At 42.7% G+C, this 17,231-nt stretch carries 16 protein-coding genes; 7 read left to right on the top strand and 9 right to left on the bottom strand.

Translation table 11 applies throughout. The annotated features are described in order from the left end of the window. Positions 1 to 87 precede the first annotated feature (87 nt). Both G4420_RS02500 and G4420_RS02495 read left to right on the top strand, forming a co-directional pair. Entirely contained in the window at positions 88 to 1,185 is a 1,098-nt protein-coding gene (locus G4420_RS02500; RefSeq protein ID WP_163322020.1) for a TlpA disulfide reductase family protein, read from the top strand. Positions 1,186 to 1,607: 422 nt separating this feature from the next. Beyond that, on the top strand, positions 1,608 to 2,519 hold the full coding sequence (locus tag G4420_RS02495; protein ID WP_246241513.1) for a DMT family transporter: 912 nt from the start codon (positions 1,608 to 1,610) through the stop codon (positions 2,517 to 2,519). 81 nt (positions 2,520 to 2,600) lie between these two features. Here the strand turns inward: G4420_RS02495 and G4420_RS02490 are convergent, their stop codons facing one another. Continuing rightward, positions 2,601 to 3,902: a S28 family serine protease gene (locus G4420_RS02490; protein WP_163322019.1), complete on the bottom strand. Its 1,302-nt coding sequence runs from the start codon at positions 3,900 to 3,902 to the stop codon at positions 2,601 to 2,603. 90 nt (positions 3,903 to 3,992) lie between these two features. Here G4420_RS02490 and G4420_RS02485 point away from each other — a divergent pair, with 90 nt between their 5' ends. From G4420_RS02485 to G4420_RS02470, 4 genes are all read left to right on the top strand, one after another. Further along, complete coding sequence (locus G4420_RS02485; RefSeq protein WP_163322018.1) at positions 3,993 to 4,571, top strand: peptidylprolyl isomerase; 579 nt, start codon at positions 3,993 to 3,995, stop codon at positions 4,569 to 4,571. A gap of 10 nt (positions 4,572 to 4,581) precedes the next feature. After that, complete coding sequence (locus G4420_RS02480; RefSeq protein WP_163322017.1) at positions 4,582 to 5,142, top strand: GNAT family N-acetyltransferase; 561 nt, start codon at positions 4,582 to 4,584, stop codon at positions 5,140 to 5,142. 78 nt (positions 5,143 to 5,220) lie between these two features. Beyond that, a complete protein-coding gene (locus G4420_RS02475) occupies positions 5,221 to 5,613 on the top strand; it encodes a hypothetical protein (protein ID WP_163322016.1) in 393 nt (130 codons plus the stop codon). A gap of 109 nt (positions 5,614 to 5,722) precedes the next feature. Then, positions 5,723 to 6,433: a hypothetical protein gene (locus tag G4420_RS02470; protein ID WP_163322015.1), complete on the top strand. Its 711-nt coding sequence runs from the start codon at positions 5,723 to 5,725 to the stop codon at positions 6,431 to 6,433. Between the two features lie 54 nt (positions 6,434 to 6,487). Here G4420_RS02470 and G4420_RS02465 read toward each other — a convergent pair whose 3' ends face one another. From G4420_RS02465 to G4420_RS02455, 3 genes are read right to left on the bottom strand one after another with little or no spacing between them, the layout of a single operon-like run. Beyond that, positions 6,488 to 7,246 (bottom strand): hypothetical protein, encoded by a 759-nt coding sequence (locus G4420_RS02465; RefSeq protein ID WP_163322014.1) that lies wholly within the window; start codon positions 7,244 to 7,246, stop codon positions 6,488 to 6,490. An 11-nt stretch (positions 7,247 to 7,257) separates the two neighbouring features. Next, positions 7,258 to 8,838, bottom strand: a complete 1,581-nt coding sequence (locus tag G4420_RS02460) for a RagB/SusD family nutrient uptake outer membrane protein (protein WP_204273571.1) — start codon at positions 8,836 to 8,838, stop codon at positions 7,258 to 7,260. Positions 8,839 to 8,850: 12 nt separating this feature from the next. Continuing rightward, positions 8,851 to 12,006: a SusC/RagA family TonB-linked outer membrane protein gene (locus G4420_RS02455; RefSeq protein ID WP_163322013.1), complete on the bottom strand. Its 3,156-nt coding sequence runs from the start codon at positions 12,004 to 12,006 to the stop codon at positions 8,851 to 8,853. 760 nt (positions 12,007 to 12,766) lie between these two features. Between G4420_RS02455 and G4420_RS02450 the strand changes: the two genes are divergently transcribed. Beyond that, on the top strand, positions 12,767 to 13,243 hold the full coding sequence (locus tag G4420_RS02450) for a GNAT family N-acetyltransferase (protein WP_163322012.1): 477 nt from the start codon (positions 12,767 to 12,769) through the stop codon (positions 13,241 to 13,243). Between the two features lie 41 nt (positions 13,244 to 13,284). Here the strand turns inward: G4420_RS02450 and G4420_RS02445 are convergent, their stop codons facing one another. The 5 genes from G4420_RS02445 to trpC all read right to left on the bottom strand — a co-directional run bounded on the left by G4420_RS02445 (position 13,285) and on the right by trpC (position 17,212). Further along, positions 13,285 to 13,476 carry a hypothetical protein gene (locus G4420_RS02445; protein ID WP_045026390.1) on the bottom strand — a complete coding sequence of 64 codons (192 nt, stop codon included), beginning with the start codon at positions 13,474 to 13,476 and terminating at the stop codon, positions 13,285 to 13,287. 200 nt (positions 13,477 to 13,676) lie between these two features. Continuing rightward, entirely contained in the window at positions 13,677 to 14,459 is a 783-nt protein-coding gene (trpA, locus tag G4420_RS02440; protein WP_163322011.1) for a tryptophan synthase subunit alpha, read from the bottom strand. Between the two features lie 42 nt (positions 14,460 to 14,501). Further along, positions 14,502 to 15,683 (bottom strand): tryptophan synthase subunit beta, encoded by a 1,182-nt coding sequence (gene trpB, locus G4420_RS02435; protein WP_163322010.1) that lies wholly within the window; start codon positions 15,681 to 15,683, stop codon positions 14,502 to 14,504. 34 nt (positions 15,684 to 15,717) lie between these two features. After that, positions 15,718 to 16,347: a phosphoribosylanthranilate isomerase gene (locus G4420_RS02430; RefSeq protein WP_163322009.1), complete on the bottom strand. Its 630-nt coding sequence runs from the start codon at positions 16,345 to 16,347 to the stop codon at positions 15,718 to 15,720. Positions 16,348 to 16,423: 76 nt separating this feature from the next. Continuing rightward, positions 16,424 to 17,212: an indole-3-glycerol phosphate synthase TrpC gene (trpC, locus tag G4420_RS02425; RefSeq protein ID WP_163322008.1), complete on the bottom strand. Its 789-nt coding sequence runs from the start codon at positions 17,210 to 17,212 to the stop codon at positions 16,424 to 16,426. Positions 17,213 to 17,231: the final 19 nt, after the last annotated feature.

Here is a 17,231-nt window from a genome sequence, read left to right as displayed (position 1 = left end):
CGGAGTATAATTCAAACTAATCATTTTTAAGGAATGTACAGAATGATTATATTCGACCCAAATTCAATAAATAGAAAAAACTGCACGATGAGAAAATTATTAGTTGTTATTATAGGTTTGGCCTTGTTTGCCTGTTCGCAGCCGCAGAATGGTTTTAAAATTACCGTTAAACTGGATGGTGCTGACGGAAATGTGATGTTGGAGCAACGTGGAGCCAGCCAGTGGATTGGCATTGATACTGCCGAGGTGGTTGATGGAGTTGCTGTTTTGGAAGGAGAAGTGGATTTCCCGGGTGTATATTATTTGTCGGTAAACGGAGAACGTAACAAGGCTGTTGTGTTTGTTGAAAATACGAGCATGTCGATTACCGGAAAAGCCGATTCAATTGCAGGTATCCAGGTTAGTGGTTCTGCTTCGCACGATGAGTTTAAAACGATAAACGATAAGATTCAGAAAATTAGCGAAGAGTACATGGCAATTTACCAGGAAGCACGTACAGCAAGCGCTTCAGGCGATACGGCCAAAGCCAGTGAATTGATGAAACAGGTTGAAGACCTGTACGCCAGCGTTGGTGTAATTCAGGAAGATTTTGTGAAAGAAAATCCGGCTTCGTATGTTACTCCGCTGCTGTTAAGCCAAATTCAGTACGAAAAAGAAGTTGACGAACTGGAAGCTTTAGTGAGTAATCTGGATGCAAAATTAGACTCAGTTCCTGCTATTCTGGATTTAAAAGCAAAAATTGAGAAACTGAAAACCGTAGCCGTTGGAAAAACAGCTCCTGACTTCACTCAAAACGATGCAGATGGAAATCCGGTTAAGTTTTCGGATATCTATTCACAGAATGAGCTGACTTTGCTCGACTTCTGGGCATCGTGGTGTGGACCTTGCCGTGCCGAGAATCCGAATGTTGTTGCAACGTATAACAAATACAAAGATCAGGGATTTAGTGTGTTTGGCGTTTCGCTCGACCGGGATAAGGATGCCTGGTTAAAAGCTGTCGAGGATGATGGTTTAACCTGGGCTCATGTTTCCGATCTGGCTTACTGGAATAATGCAGCAGCACAAATCTATGGTGTAAACTCCATCCCATCAAGTTTGTTGGTTGACAAAACCGGAAAGATTGTTGCTAAAAACAAAAGAGGCGAAGAACTGGGTCAAACTGTTGCTGAGTTCCTTAGCAAATAAAACGAGCTGAAGTTCAATAAAGGAAAACCGTTTTAAGGATAACTGCTTAAAACGGTTTTTTTGTGCTTCATAATCAGTTGGCAATAAAATGGGTCAGTAAAAGGGAAGTTAAAATTCAGTTTTTTACGCTGTCTTATTCAGCAATAGTTTTGGTGCGGGTTTCTATTTTGAATATACATTTGTAAGCACAAACCATAAGAGTATTGAAGAGTTGAATTGTTGAGGTAATTGGTTAAGTTGTGATAGAAGGAAGAGGTGGAGGACCAATTATGAATGTGTGACCAATTAAAAGTTGCTTTTTAAGGCTAGAGAGGAGGAAAAGATCCTGGCATTTTTGTCAGGATCTTTTTTTATGTTAGGCCTGATTTTTTCGGCTAAAAGAAATCGGTAAATACATTGGTTGTATTTAGTACATTTGCCGCATGCAAAATCATTTTGGAGAAATAGCCGGTGTATTGACTGCCGTATTTTGGACAGTAACATCACTGGCATTCGAATCGGCCGGGAAAAAGGTTGGTTCGCTTGCGGTTAATCTCATTCGTTTGGTAATTGCCTTCTTTCTGGTTGGTGCCTACAGTTGGATAGCCCGTGGTTTTTTCTTCCCCTCCGACGCAAGCCTATATGCCTGGAAATGGCTGGCTTTTTCCGGATTGGTTGGTTTTGTCATCGGCGACTTATTACTTTTTCAGTCCTTCGTTTTGATAGGTGCACGAATTGCCATGTTGTTAATGGCGCTGGCACCACCTTTTGCCGCGCTTATTGGCTGGCTGCTTTTGGGCGAAGTACTTGCTCCACAAAGTTGGTTGGGAATGGCCATTACCATGACCGGAATTATTATTGTTATTCTGAAACGCGAAAAATCGGAAGAGAATGGTGTTAAAATCCGAAGGTTTAAATCGTCGTACCCTATTCAGGGAATTTTACTGGCTTTGGGTGGTGCCATGGGGCAGGCAGCCGGTTTGGTAATCAGCAAAAAGGGAATGGGCGATTATGATGCTTTCTCGGCTACCCAAATACGAATTCTGGCGGGAACTGTTGGTTTTTCTATTCTCTTTGTATTTCTAAAACGCTGGCCACGCGTTTGGGCGGCCTTAAAAAACGGGCCGGCTATGAAACGAATTACACTTGGTGCTTTCTTCGGTCCTTTCCTTGGTGTTTCCTTTTCGTTATTGGCAGTTCAGCATACGCAGGCCGGAATTGCAGCAACACTGATGGCTATTGTTCCGGTTTTGATTATCGGGCCTTCAATATTATTGTTTAAAGAAAAGGTAAACTGGAAGGAAATTCTGGGGGCCGTAATTACTGTTGGGGGTGTGGCCATGTTCTTTTTGTAGATCGTCAGTCTGAGCGAAGTAGAAGACTATTGAGATGTCACTTCGACTTCGCTCAGTGTGACTTTTTTAGGTTGAAAACTACTAAATCTCGATATTTACTTTCATATCCAGCCAATCTTCAAGCGTTTCTTTTACCTGCCGTTTTTGTTCTTTAGGCAAATTTCCGATTCGGGTACTGTGACTCCCTTTTGGTTTTACAATTTTCAGGAAATTGGGTTTGTTCGGAACTTCAAATGCCGAAGCCGACCACGGATCCCACTCCCCGTAAATAAACAGTATCTTGGAATCGGTTTTTTTGATGAATTTTTCTACCTCTTTAGCGGTCTTTTTGTTGTATTTAATGGCCAGTTCGGGCAGATAAATGCGGTTCAGCCAGCCTTCTGCACTTTTAATCGACAAATAATCTTTGAACGGTTTTACATCGTAACCGTAATAACCCAATTCGTGCGCCGCCTGCACATAAAACGACTTAAAGATATCCACGCCTTCACTCGATAAGTACATGGGCGACGATACTTTAACCAACTCCGTAAACAAATCTTTTGCCGGTGCATCCAATGGTGGAATATCATCCAATGAGTTGTCGTACTGCCAAAAACCGTAAGAGAATTCCAGCACCACATAATCCAGCATCTCGTTGTTATCCAGTAACGGATGCAGCTTCTGATTCTTGCAATATTGCTGAAGAAGTGGCAGGTACGTTTCGCGGTTTTTAAGAATGTGCAGTTGGAATGCCTGTACTTTTGCCCGGCCTTCCGGTGTTCCTGTTGTATGGGCAATAAACGGCTCATGCCGGCCATCTTCAACACCAAAGTTAAGTGGCGCCACATACGGTACCGAAACATCAACATCGTTGGGGTAAAGCCAGCGGTGATAAGCTGTTGTTTGTCCACCTTTGCTAATGCCTGTGTTAACCCATTTCCCCGAATAATATTTTTTCATCATTTGAATAATGTGGTGATGATCGGCAGCGGCATTACGCACGGTCAGGTTATTCCAGTTTAAAGGCTCCGGCATCGATTCGCCAAAATAACGATGATCCATGCAAATTTGATTGGCCCCTAAAATCGGGCATAGCTCGTTTATGTAATTTGGGTTTTCAGAATATCCGCCGTTGTAGCCTTCAGTAATAAAAACTACGGGCTGGTCAACTCCTTTGTCGGCGATCAGCACCCGTTGCAAAAATGTTCCTTTCGATGGATCGGAATGATCAACAGGCTGCTCCACCATTATTTTGTATTTAACTGCAAAAAAATCGGTGCAGTTCATTTGTTCAATACTTTTAATCTCGGGTTGACTCTCGAGAAAAGCTTTTAGTGTGGTTTGCGAAAAAGTTACTGCCGAAAGCAACAGCAGAACCAGTAACAGTTGAAATTTCTTCATGAGTTTTTTGAATTATGCATTGGCTCTGGTTATCCAAAACCGTTTTTTGTACATTTGATTGCAATTAAAAAATAATATTCAAATTAAATTATGAGGAAAGCCATAATCTTTTTGATTCCTGCTCTGGTGTTGGTGTTTCAAACCATCGCTCAGGAACTTCCCCGCGTTGAAATGAAAACCGATTTTGGAAACATTGTGGTTGAAATTGATACCGTAAATGCGCCGCTAACCGCAACAAATTTTCTACAGCACGCTAAGGCCAATACCTATGAAAATGCCTGGTTTTACCGTGTGGTGCGAATGGATAACCAGCCTAATAATGATGTGAAAATTGAAGTAATACAGGGAGGAATATACACCGAACCACGTTTTGAGACCTTAAAACCAATTGCACACGAAACAACCGAAACCACCGGAATAAAACACCTTGACGGCACACTGTCGATGGCGCGAATGGAGCCGGGCACAGCATCAACCGAGTTTTTTATTTGTGTTGGCGATCAGCCTGAGTTGGATTTTGGTGGCAAACGAAATCCCGATGGGCAGGGTTTTGCCGCTTTCGGACAAGTGGTTTCGGGAATGGAGGTGGTGCGTAAAATTCAGCAACAAAAGGATGAGCAGCAAACGCTTGTGGAGAAAGTAAGGATTAAAGAAATGCGGGTGCAGTAAAATAGCAAGGATGAGTAACGCAGAAATAAATACTCTGGAAACCGAACGTCTAAGTTTGATCGAGATCGAAGCGAAAGATCTTGAAAAGCTACATCGCCTGCATTCTATACCCGAAGTGGATGAATTTAATACGCTTGGAATTCCTGAATCGATAAAAGACACTGAGCAATTTTTGCGGCAACAGTTGGAGGCCAAAAGCAAAACGCCACGCAGTTCTTACATGTGGAAAGTTGTATTAAAAGAAACCGAAGATTTTATTGGCGTGGCCGGATTTTCATTGTCGAACAATAGGTTTAAGTTGGGTGAAATTTACTATAAACTTGATCCGGTATATTGGGGAAACGGTTATGCTACGGAACTGGCAAAAAGACTGGTGTTGCTGGGATTTAACACTTTTGGCTTACATAAGGTGGAAGCCGGTGTAGCCACCGAAAACATAAAATCAGTAAAAGTGCTCGAGAAAATTGGAATGACCCGCGAGGGATTGCGCCGAAAAATTTTGCCCATACGCGGAGAGTGGAAAGATAATTTCCATTACGCCATTGTTGAAGACGATCAGCGCGATTATTGAAAACATTTAAAGGTATACGCAACCATTCCGGTTTTGCCTCCATCGTCTAATAAACATAAATCTCAACAATTAGCCCGTATGAAAAAATTGCTTTTGCTTCTGAGTTTAATTGCCATTCTATCGTGCTCAAAAGACACCCCGATTGGTTTGTGGGACGATAACATAAAACTGTCTCAAAAAGAAGTTGAATTTGATGCTAAGGAAAATACCATTGTTATAACCACGGAAGGAGAGTGGTGGTGGATTGATGCTCTTAAGCTTAACGGTTCAAATATTAATATTGATGACATGGTCACTACCGCTGATAACTTCGTGATTGAAGAGCCTGAATTTAAGATTGAGCGAAAAAATGCCACCGAAATTCATATTTCAATGAGCGAAAACCTAAGTGATAATGAGAGGGTGTTGATTATCGGTCTTGAAGCCGGTGCTTATTTTGACGGCATTAGGGTAACTCAATCCGCACATTAAAGAAAGCTTGTTTCAAACACATTCACCTCTTTAATTCCTGAACTTTTATCGAATCACAACAAATGCTTGTCCTTAAGGGTTATAGCTTATAGATTACTAAGAAAGGGCAATGAAAAAGACGATTCAATTTATAGCTATTGTTATACTACTTGCATTTGTTAGCTGTGCAGATAAACCCACCATTGAAGGGCTTTGGATAGTTGAACGGGTAAAAGTCGGCGATCAGGAAATGACTCCAAATGCAAGGTGGATGCGTTTTAATTCTGATTCCTCACAGCAATCAGGGAACGGATGGTTGCAACATTCTTACGGAACCTGGAGCCTTAACGCCGAAACAAACGAACTATCGGTTGTTAATGAAAACGGCATAAAAGATCCGGCCGAACCGTTTAAAGTTACTTTGGAAAACGATCGGATGACCTGGAAAAGAAGTGAAGATGGGGAGAGTGTTGACGTAACTTTAAAACGCTCGGATCATCTGCCCGCAACGTATGGCGACGAACTTCTTGGTTTATGGAAACTGGAGGATGCGGTTGGCGATGGCGATTATTTCGGAACAGAGGATGCAAAAGTTGGTAAAGCCAGCATTTTCTTTCGTTGGGATGGACAATTTGTTATTCGTTCGGATAAGGGAAGAATTAACGGCGTTTACAATGTTCATGGTCACAAGCCAGAAGTGGAGTTAATACCATACGGAGACAATGTGAACAGAGCTTTTTGGACAATCGATTTTAACAAGAATAGAATTACCCTGCAGTTATTAAATTCAGAAAACATTGTAGAACGAAAATTTAGCCGGATACACGAATTTCCGGAATAGAAAAGGGCTGCCTGTCAGGCAACCCTTTTAAGTGTTTATCTTTGGTTAGATTCGTTATGGTAAAGTCAAAACCTCAACCGATGAATCCCAGGCATACACATCAGGAATAAAGTGTGTTAGCGTTACCGAAATAACATTGCCGTCAATGGTGCCGCTACCTTCAACATATACTTCGCCGTATTCATCGTCGTAGTACCATGCCGGCTGGGCATTAACGGTTACTGTTGTTCCATCTACAATGAAAATAATATCATAACCACTTTCGTACAAGCCTATTGTTTTGTACAACTGCACTGTGCCAAGGCTGGCTTCGTACATTTCGGGTTGCAATACCTCGCCCCAAAATGGCGAGTCGAATGTTCCGGTGCCAATGGCTGTGAAATCAAGTTTCAAAGTAGCTTTGTATGTCGTTGTTCCAAAAAACTCCGATACCGTTGCATCGCTTAAACTCAGGTTAAAATTAAAAGTAACACCCGGTGCAATTCCGGTAGGAGGTACCAGCGGAACAATTTTGGCATAAGCAACTGTTTCACCATCGTTAAAAGTTACCGTATTGCTTTCCAGCTCAAATATGCCATCAATGTTATCGTTTGGTTCAAGGCTGATGCCAACCGTTTCTGTTCCGGTTCCATCAGTACGCACAACCTGTACGCTTACTGAATAATTATTTTCGGATGTAAGGAGATTGTTGACCACGATGGAAGAGCTAAAAGCTACATACGCATCGGTCTCGTAGAGTTCTCCGATATTGTCCTGGTCGCATGCTGTTAAGGCCAGAACAAAAACCAATAGTGCTAATTGTATTTTCTTCATAATCGTAATTTTTAATTGTCAGCCCATGGATTCTGATCACTCACCTCGTCCATATTTTTATTCCCGTCAAATTCCGATTGTGGTATCGACATCACAAAATCAGGATATTCCGGATCGAGTGTATTGCGCGACAGTAGTTTTTGTGTGTGGTTACTGCCTTCGAAATCGCGCGAGAAACCCGTTTTTAAACGTTTAATATCAAGAATACGGCCTACTTCGCCCCACAATTCAATGCGTCGTTGCAGGATAATTTCGTCGAGTAAGGTTGATGAACCTCCAAGCGGAGTTGTTGGGCCGTTTGCATCGTTTACGGTTAGTGTACTGGCATCTGTCAATCCCGTAATATCGTAATTCGGATCGCGTTCTTCCATCAGTTCAGTAAGAATGGTTCGTGCTTCACCAAATCGGTTTTGCATACAAAGTGCTTCTGCTTTTATCAGCATCATTTCTTCGTGACGCATCAGAATATAATCGCCCAAAGCATTTGTAGGATCTGAGAAACGGAATTTAAACTGGTTGTAACTCAACTGAGTTCCCAGTGGTTCATCTACTTCCAGCGGGCCGTTCCACCACATTTGTTTTCTTACATCGGAGTCCGCCATTTGGTCGTATAACCACGAGCTCACACATTTTCGTGCGTTTTCGGCATACGATGATGTACTGGCATCCATGTGTCCAAACAAGGATTCGGTGTCAGATATTTGCTCGGCAATAATTTGCAGGCCCCAAAGCACTGCTCCTGCGTTGGCATCGTTAAATCCAAAACCGTTTGCCAGATTCTCGCGCGAAAGCATTGTTGTACCTCCGCTCATGGCCATTGTAGCTGCCGATTCGGCGGTTGGCCAATCTTGTTTTTCCAGGGCAACCTGTGCTTTTAATCCGTTGGCCACGTAATAATCGATATGCGACGGATGAATACGTGGTGCTGCCACATCTGGATCGAGCAAGGTGAGTGCCTGCTGAAGATCAGCATCAATTTGTGTGTAAACATCTGCTACCGTTCCTCTCGGACTTCCTTCCGAAGCGTTGGTAGTTGGTTCGGTATAAATCGGAACTCCTGGAGCATTTTCGTTACCTACATAAGTTTGCTGATAGAAACGGATAAGGCTGAAATAAGCATAAGCACGCAAAGCGTAGGCCTGCCCGATAAGGCTGCTGATCTCCGATGGTGCACCGGTTAAAACTTCCTGTGATGCAATAATTGAGTTGGCATTTGAAATTACTGTATAGTAGAAAAACCACACCGAATAAGGACGGCCGCTTTTGTGTGTATAATCCGATTTTACATTGTACATATAATCGAACCAGAACCAGCCGCTACCGCCTTCGTTTTGTACCATATCGTCGCCCATAAGGTCGTAGGTAAGCAAAAACGCTGTAACTCCGAACTCTTCGTCGGCCCAGTTTACCGACCACTCGTCGGCCACGTACATGGCGCGGTAAATTCCGTTAAGCGCCACATTCGCTTTCTGAACATCGGAGAATAAAACATCTCCCGATGTACTGTCTGTAGGGTTTGTGTCCAGTTCATCCTGGCAGGCAAATCCTGCAACCACCAGAAATAACAGGATAAGGATTTTATCTATTTTCATGATCTGTTTGTTTTAAAATTTTAATTCAATTCCGAAAAGACTCGTTCTCACAGGAGTGTATGAAAAATCTGTAGTTCCGGTAAAGTCAAACTGCGGATTCATTCCATCGAGATGAGAGAAAATGGCCAGGTTGTCCACTGCCACATAAGCACGAACACTTTCGATACCCACATTTTGCAGAATGGATTTAGGAAGTGTATAACCTACCGTAATATTCTTTATTGAAAAGTACGATGCATCGATCAGTTGGCTGTCGGTAAACGGACGCGAGAAACCGGTTCCGTTCTGAATACGTGGAATATCGGTTACATCGCCGGGCTTTCTCCAGGCACGTTCTACATTTGCTGCGTAGTTGGTACCGATGTAAATCGGGTTCATCAGGTTTGAATAAACACTCTCATACACTTCTCCTCCAACCGAGAAAGTGGTCATGAACGAAACGTCAAAGTTTTTGTAAATTTTGAAGTTACTGCCAAAACCACCGTAAAAGTCGGGGATACGGCTGCCCGATATCCGTTTACTTTGCGACGCTTTCTGGAAATCATCAGAAAGATAGGAGTCGCCCGGTTTTCCATCAGCATCAAGGTCGTAAACCCAGTACAGCTGCGCTCCGGTTGCAGGATCCACTCCGGCAGATTGTGCCAGGTAGTACGAGTTAATTTCTGCACCTTTTCGCTGAATAATATTACCGTTAACAATTTGATCTGTTTCGCCATCCAGCTCAACAATTTCGTTGCTTAAAGTGGTAAGGTTCAGGTTGGCATTCCAAACAAAGTTCGGATTGGTGATGATGTTCAGGTTCGCATTGAACTCGAAACCTGTGTTCAGCATCTCGCCAACATTGGCCCAGTAGCTGTCGAAACCAAGCGATGTAGCCATTGGTTTTTCCATAAGCATATCCACGGTGCGGCGGCGGTAATATTCAAAACTAATATCAAAACGATCGAAAAGAACGGCATCAACACCTACGTTAAAGTTGTTGTTTTCTTCCCATTTAATCGATGTATTTTCGAGCGATGAAAGTAGTGCTCCATTGAGGTTGGCATTGGCCCAGTCGAGGTTATAAAGCGACTGCCAGCCATAATAAGTACCAATATTGTCGTTACCCTGTTTTCCGTAACTGGCTTTCAGTTTCAGGTTGTCGATGAAAGTCATTTCTTGCATAAAACTTTCTTCGCTGATACGCCACGATCCACCAACCGACCAGAAGTTACCCCAGCGGAAATCTTTGTGGAAACGCGATGAACCATCGGTACGGAAACTTGCAGAGAGGTAATATCGGTCAGCAAAGTCGTAAGTAACATTGCTCAGGAACGATTCGATGGAATAATTATCCTCGAACGAAGTAAGTCCCGAAGTGGTTGATCCCGGAGCCAGTTCTTTAATTCCTGAGTAGGGGAAGCCCGATTTTGAACCTTCCAGTTCGTTAATGGTAAGTTTATAAAACTCGTGGCCAGCCAACACATTAATACTGTGTTTACCAAAGTCTTTTTCGTAACGCAACAGTTGGTTAATGGTGTACGACAGGCTACGGGTGTTCGTTTTATCGAGGTAACCGCCAATATTGGCTGCATTACCAAAATCAGGATTCCAGTATACGGTTTGATTGGTATTTATGTAATCGAAACCTACGTTTGTGGTAAATGATACTCCGTCGAAAGAACTGCCAAGTCCACTACCCAACAGATTTAAATGGAATCTTCCCGACAGGTTGTCGGCAGTAGTTTCGTAAGCATCTTCATACAAAGTTGCCACAGGGTTCCAGTTCGGGTTGGCACCCGACGGACGGGTTAAACCATAGTCGAACTGTTTCTCGCCTGTTTCCGAGAGTATAGGACTGCCATTTTCATCTTGCAGATAAACCGGGTAAATAGGTGCCATAAACTGCGCCGAATACCAAACGTTTGAGTTGGATGTGGTACCATCGTAACCCAGGTAATTGGTTTCTGTTTTTGAGAAGTTGACATTACCGCCGTATTTAAACCAGTTTTTTGGAGTCAGCTCTGCGCCAATCCTTCCGGAGATACGTTCGAAATCGGTGGTTTTCAGCAAACCTTCATCTTTTAGGTATGCTACTGATGCGTAAACCTGTGAGTTGTCGGAGCCACCATTAATAAACAACTGATATTCCTGACGTGTTGCATTGTCGTTGGTCACTTCATCAAGCCAGTTTGATTCGTAAAGCAATTTAGCCGAAGGATTAACCCGGCCGGTTTGCGGATCGATTAATTCAGAAACCGGCATGTTGTATGGATTGTACATTTCGTTGGCACCAAAAATACCGCTGCTTCCTCTTAAGGCGTCAACGGCCATCGGGCCGGCCAAATCAGGATGAACACCATCGGTGTAGATCAACGCATTCTTATAACCCTGGAACGAAGCTTCGATAAAATCGGCTGTGCCAAGTGTTTCGTATGGTTTAATAGCACGGTTCGAAAATCCGTAAGTGGCTTTTAATTCCACCGACAATTCTTTCGACTGGCCTTTTTTAGTGGTAATCACCACAACTCCGTTCGCACCACGCGATCCGTAAAGCGCACCGGCCGAAGCATCTTTCAAAATGGTCATCGACTCAATATCGCCCGGGTTTATCGAGTTCAGGTTACCATCGAAAGGCACACCATCAACTACATACAGCGGATTGTTGCTGGAGTTAATGGAGCCAAAACCTCGAATAACGATTTCCGCTCCTTCGCCGGGTTGTCCGGTTCCGGAGGTGGTTTGAACACCGGCTACCTGTCCTTCCAAAGCCTTCGAAATATCGGCAACGGGCCGCTTTTGCAGCATTTCGTTGTCAACCACCTGGGCCGAGCCTGTAAACGATTCCTTTTTAGCAGTACCGTAGGCCACAACCATAACTTCGTCAACACCAATTACATCAGGTTCAAGTGTAACGTTGTAAACCATAGCATCGGTGACGGGGACTTCCTCGCGTTTCATTCCAACAAAGGAGAAAATAAGGATTTCATCGACAGGCACGGTTAACGTATAGTTACCGTCCAGGTCGGTAGTGGTTCCGGTAGTAGTTCCTTTTACGGCAACCGAAACACCGGGAATGGGTAGTCCATCTTCGGATGAAGTAACCGTTCCCCTAATTTGCTTTGTTTGGGCGAATAGTATTCCCACTCCACAAAACAAAGCCACAACTAATAGAAGTAGTTTTTTCATATGATTCAAATTGTAGATGTTAAACTATCATGTGGAACGTGCATTTCTCTCCTTACTTTTGGGTAAGAATTTCCGTGTTCGTTTCACCGATAAAACTTATATTCATACTCAAGCGTTATTACCCTTCGCTTTTGTGATTTCCAAAAGAAAACTCCCGTCGGGGAAACGGGAGTTTATTATCTGCCAGCCGGCCAGATAATTGCACTTTTTACATTTTAAATGCTGTTTAATTCTGTTTCTATGTAAAAAAAATGGAGTGCCGCTGTTAACGTTTCTAATTCCCCGAATCCCCTGTTTAATGTTGTTTACGTGCCGGTTTGAGCTGTTTAGCGTTTGCCGGATTTTTAGCTTTTTGATCAAACTTACAGAATGCTGCGATACGCCGTAATTTTTATCAACCAACGGTAAGCACAAAGCGATAAATGGAAATAAACGGTAGATATGAGAACAAAAGCCGAAAAGGATGTTGTTGGCTGACATAAAAGGGGTATTGGCAGACGAAAGAATGTTGGTAACCGTAAAACGGGTGCGTTTCGTGATCAATTTTAAATGGATAAGCCAAATTAACGATTCATATAGATTTACCGAACCTGCGAAATGTATGCTGATAATATTTTTTGATGTATCATAAAATCCATTATTTTTAAATCCATAATGAATTATAGTGCAAAATAAGCGTTTGTCGTAAACGCACACTTCGATAATCCTGTATATTGAAGGTGTTGAACTTCAGGGGTACATATCCGATAATGATTGAAAAATGAAGATTAGAAAAGTCCAAAAATCAGATAATAAACACCTAGCCGATTTAATAAGAGCAGCTTTTATTGAGTACGATGCTCCGCGGCAAGGAACTGTCTTTTCCGATCCAACTACCGATAACTTGTATGAGCTGTTTCAGAATGAGAAATCGGTTCTCTGGGTAGCAGAGAAGGATGGCGATGTTTTAGGATGTTGCGGCATTTACCCTACCGTTGGTTTGCCCAAAGGCTGCGCTGAATTGGTAAAGTTTTACCTGTTGGCAAAAGCCCGGGGAAAAGGTTTGGGCACGGTATTAATGGAACAAAGTATCGAGTCGGCAAAAGAACTGGGTTATTCCGAAATATACATTGAAACCTTGCCAGAGTTTGATAATGCGGTGGGAATGTACGAACGGGCAGGATTTGAACAACTGGATAAGCCATTAGGTGATTCGGGGCATACGGGCTGCGATATTTGGATGATTAAAAAACTTTGAAGCATAAAAAAGGCGGGATAAAATCCCGCCCGGTTAATACTTTAAGCCGCGATGCCGGCAAATGCTTCTGCCAGTACATCGGGGTACATCTCTTTAAAATTTTCATAGCACCAGTTGCGTAAGTTCTGCAACTGATCGGGCTCTACCCAGTTAATGCATTTGGATAACTCTTTACTGAACAATTCTTTGCTAAAACTAACTTTGGGTAGAATTACTTTTGCGTATTCTAACATGGCTTCTTCTTTTATTGTTCGTTACTAAAAATAACATCCAAAATTGAATTAAAGTATGCTGTAAAATATCCTTTAACACTAATTAACGAGTCTTTTTCAGCGACCACATTCTATTACGCTGAGCATGTGTTATTTAGATCGGTTCTACCTAAATCATGTTTCAGAACATTTATTTTTGTTAAACTTTTAGCAGTCACACATTAGTCGGCCGTTAGCATGTTTTTTACAAATTGGGCAACCGAATCGGCAGTTTTTACTTCCTCGCTGAATGAACTTACAAAGGCACTTCCGATAATGGCTCCGCTGGCATATTTACAGGCATTTGTAAATGTGGCATTATCCGAAATTCCAAACCCGATAAGGCGCGGATTTTTGAGATTCATTGCCTGAATGCGCTCAAAATAGTCCGCATGGAAATCTTCCACTTTTTTGCCGGCACCTGTTGTCGACGACGATGACACCATGTAAATAAATCCTTCGCTGGCATCATCGATCTGTCGAATGCGTGCTTCCGACGTTTGTGGCGTAATCAGCAAAATATTGTGCAGGTTGTTTTGTTCAAATATAGTTTTGTAGTTTGCTTCAAACTCATCCAACGGAAGGTCGGGCAGAATTGTTCCGTCTATGCCAATTTCGTTGCACTTTTGGCAAAACTTTTCTACGCCATATTGATATACAGGATTTAAGTATCCCATTAAAACCAGTGGTATAGAAACCGATTCACGAATGGTTTTTAATTGCTCGAAAAGTACTTTGATTGACATGCCGTTTTTTAAGGCAATTTCGCTGGTGCGCTGAATGGTTGGACCGTCAGCTGTAGGATCGGAAAAAGGCATACCAATTTCGATGAGGTCGACGCCATTTTTTTCCAGCTGCTGAATAATTTCAACGGTATCGTTCAGATTGGGGAACCCGGCAGTAAAATATACCGAGAGTATGTTTTCTTTTTTTCTTTCGAAAAGTTGATTGATTCTGTTGTTCATTTTTATTGAAATAGTCGGAAGCCCGAAGTCGGAAGTCCGAGGTTAATATCCAAAATAATCCAGGTAAGTTTCCATATCCTTGTTTCCACTGCCCGAAAGGTTAATCACATTCACATCGTCAGGATTCATTTTTATTTTATCCAGTGCCGCAAGCGCATGAGCTGATTCCAGTGCCGGAATAATGCCTTCTTTTTGTGTTAGCAGCAACACTGCCTGTAAAACTTCCTCGTCGGTGGCAGCCAGAAACTTTGCTCGACCGGTTTTAAAAAGGTGCGCATGTAACGGCCCTATTCCCGGGTAATCCAGTCCGGCAGAGATGGAATATGGTTCGGTAATTTGTCCGTCCTCATTTTGCATTAATACAGTTCGGCTCGAGTGTAAGACGCCGGGAGTTCCAACAGTTAAAGTTGCTGCAGTTTCGTTGGTGTCAACTCCTTTTCCGGCAGCTTCCACTCCGATTAGTTCCACCTGCTCGTCATCCAGGAAATGATAAAAAGCTCCGGCGGCATTACTTCCTCCGCCTACACATGCCAAAATACGTGTCGGGAATTCCGATCCGGTTTGTTCCAGCAGTTGTTTTTTCATCTCGGCACTGATAACCGATTGGAAACGAGCAACCATGTCGGGGTAGGGGTGTGGCCCAACCACTGAACCGATAATGTAATGCGTATCTTCCGGATTGTTGATCCAGTCGCGCATGGCTTCGTTGGTGGCATCTTTAAGTGTTTTGTTACCGCTGTGCACAGGAATTACTTCGGCACCGAGCATTTTCATTTTTTTTACGTTTGGTGCCTGGCGTGAAACATCCAGTGCTCCCATGTAAACGATACATTTAATACCTTTCAGGGCGCAAACAGTTGCAGTTGCCACGCCGTGCTGTCCGGCACCCGTTTCGGCAATAATGCGGGTTTTGCCCAGTTGTTGTGCCAATAGAATTTGCCCGATGGTGTTATTCAGTTTATGCGATCCGGTATGGTTCAAATCCTCCCTTTTGAGGTAGATTCTGCTGCCGTAATGTTCCGAAAGGCGGCTGGCATAATACAGCGGTGACGGACGCCCCACATAATCTTTTAATAGCTGATCGAATTCTTTTTTGAACGAATCTGATTCTATAATTTCAAGGTAGCGGCGCTTGAGTTCATCAACATTGGTGAACATCATTTCGGGTATCCATGCCCCGCCAAATTCGCCGTAATATCCTTTTTCATCTACTTGATATTTCATAATCTGTATTGCTTTGGCGCAAAAAAAACAGCATTTATTCTGCTTTCATTTGCGCAATAAAATGTTTTAGTTTTTCAATGTTTTTTAATCCGGGTTCATCCTCAAACCCACTATTCAGATCTAATCCGGCAAGCATCGGATGATTTAGTTCTTTAATTTCTGCAGCGTCGTCAGGGCCAATTCCGCCACTGAGAAAAAAGGGTGTATTCCCGGTGTAGTTTTCCAGTATCTGCCAATTGAATTTTTTACCCGAACCACCATGCTCTTTGGTTTTGGTATCGAATAAGAAATAATCCACGTTTTCCTCATAGGCTGCTGTTGTCGCAAATTTAAAATCATCATCCATAGGAAAGGCCTTTAGTACTTTTAGACCCTGATTTTTTAATAATCCGCAGGTTTTTGGATTTTCTTTGCCGTGCAATTGAATGTATTCGAAACCAAAGTTCTTTGCCAAACCCAGAATTTCAAATGCATTCTCGTTTACAAAAACACCCACTTTGGGTTTGTCAGATTGAAAGAGTCCGGCATCGGGTGTATCACCAACAAATCGTTTCGAAGGGCCATAGAAAATATAGCCTAGCAGGTCAACGCCAAGCGCTTCCACCTGTTCACGATTTTGCGTGAATTTCATCCCGCAAACTTTTATTTTTAGGTTTTTTGTCATCTATTCACTTGTTAAGTTTCACCCCTTTAATCCCTCAAGGGGATAATTGCCCCCTTGAGGGATTAAAGGGGTGATTTTAATCTCTAATCTCTTCAATCAGTTTTTTACAAGCCACACCGGGATCGTCGGTTTTCATAAAGGTCTCACCAATAAGAAAGCCTTTAAAACCATGCTCTTTCAGGTATTTGATCTCGGCAGCTCCTGCCAAACCACTTTCCGATATTTTTACAAATTTCGCCGGAATAAGTTGCGAAAGCTCCACCGAAGTTTCAACGCTCACCTCAAAAGTTTTCAGGTTACGGTTGTTTACGCCCACAACATCAACATAGTCGTTAACGATCTCCAACTCTTCGGCATTGTGGATTTCCATCAACACATCCAATCCCAATTCTTTGGCTTTTTTTGCCAGTTCCAGTGCCTTTTCTTTTGAAAGACACGCGGCAATTAAAAGGATCACATCCGCGCCATAAGCTTTAGCTTCCACAATCTGGTAAGTATCGATCATAAAATCCTTACGCAAAATCGGGATATCGGGATTGGCTTCACGTGCTTTTGCCAGGTTCGCCAATGTGCCACCAAAGTATTCAAAATCTGTGAGGACCGAAAGACACGAAGCGCCTGCGGCGTTGTATGCTGTAGTTACTTCTTCCACTTTTGCTGAAAAGTTAATCTCTCCTTTTGATGGCGATTTTTGCTTAAATTCTGCAATAATACCTGAAGCATCTTCTTTAAGCAGGTTTTCCTTTAGCGAATTACATTTTCTCGCAAAAGCCGGGTATTTTTCAAGCTGCTCAATGCTAACCACTTTTTTCTGGGCAGCTACTTCTTGTGTTTTTGTTGCTACTATTTTATCAAGAATATTCATTGTCTTTTATTTGCTCTGT

It is taken from the genome of Draconibacterium mangrovi, from assembly GCF_010586825.1.
In the GTDB taxonomy this organism is placed as follows: domain Bacteria; phylum Bacteroidota; class Bacteroidia; order Bacteroidales; family Prolixibacteraceae; genus Draconibacterium; species Draconibacterium mangrovi.
This window is presented reverse-complemented; position numbering and strand designations above follow the sequence as displayed.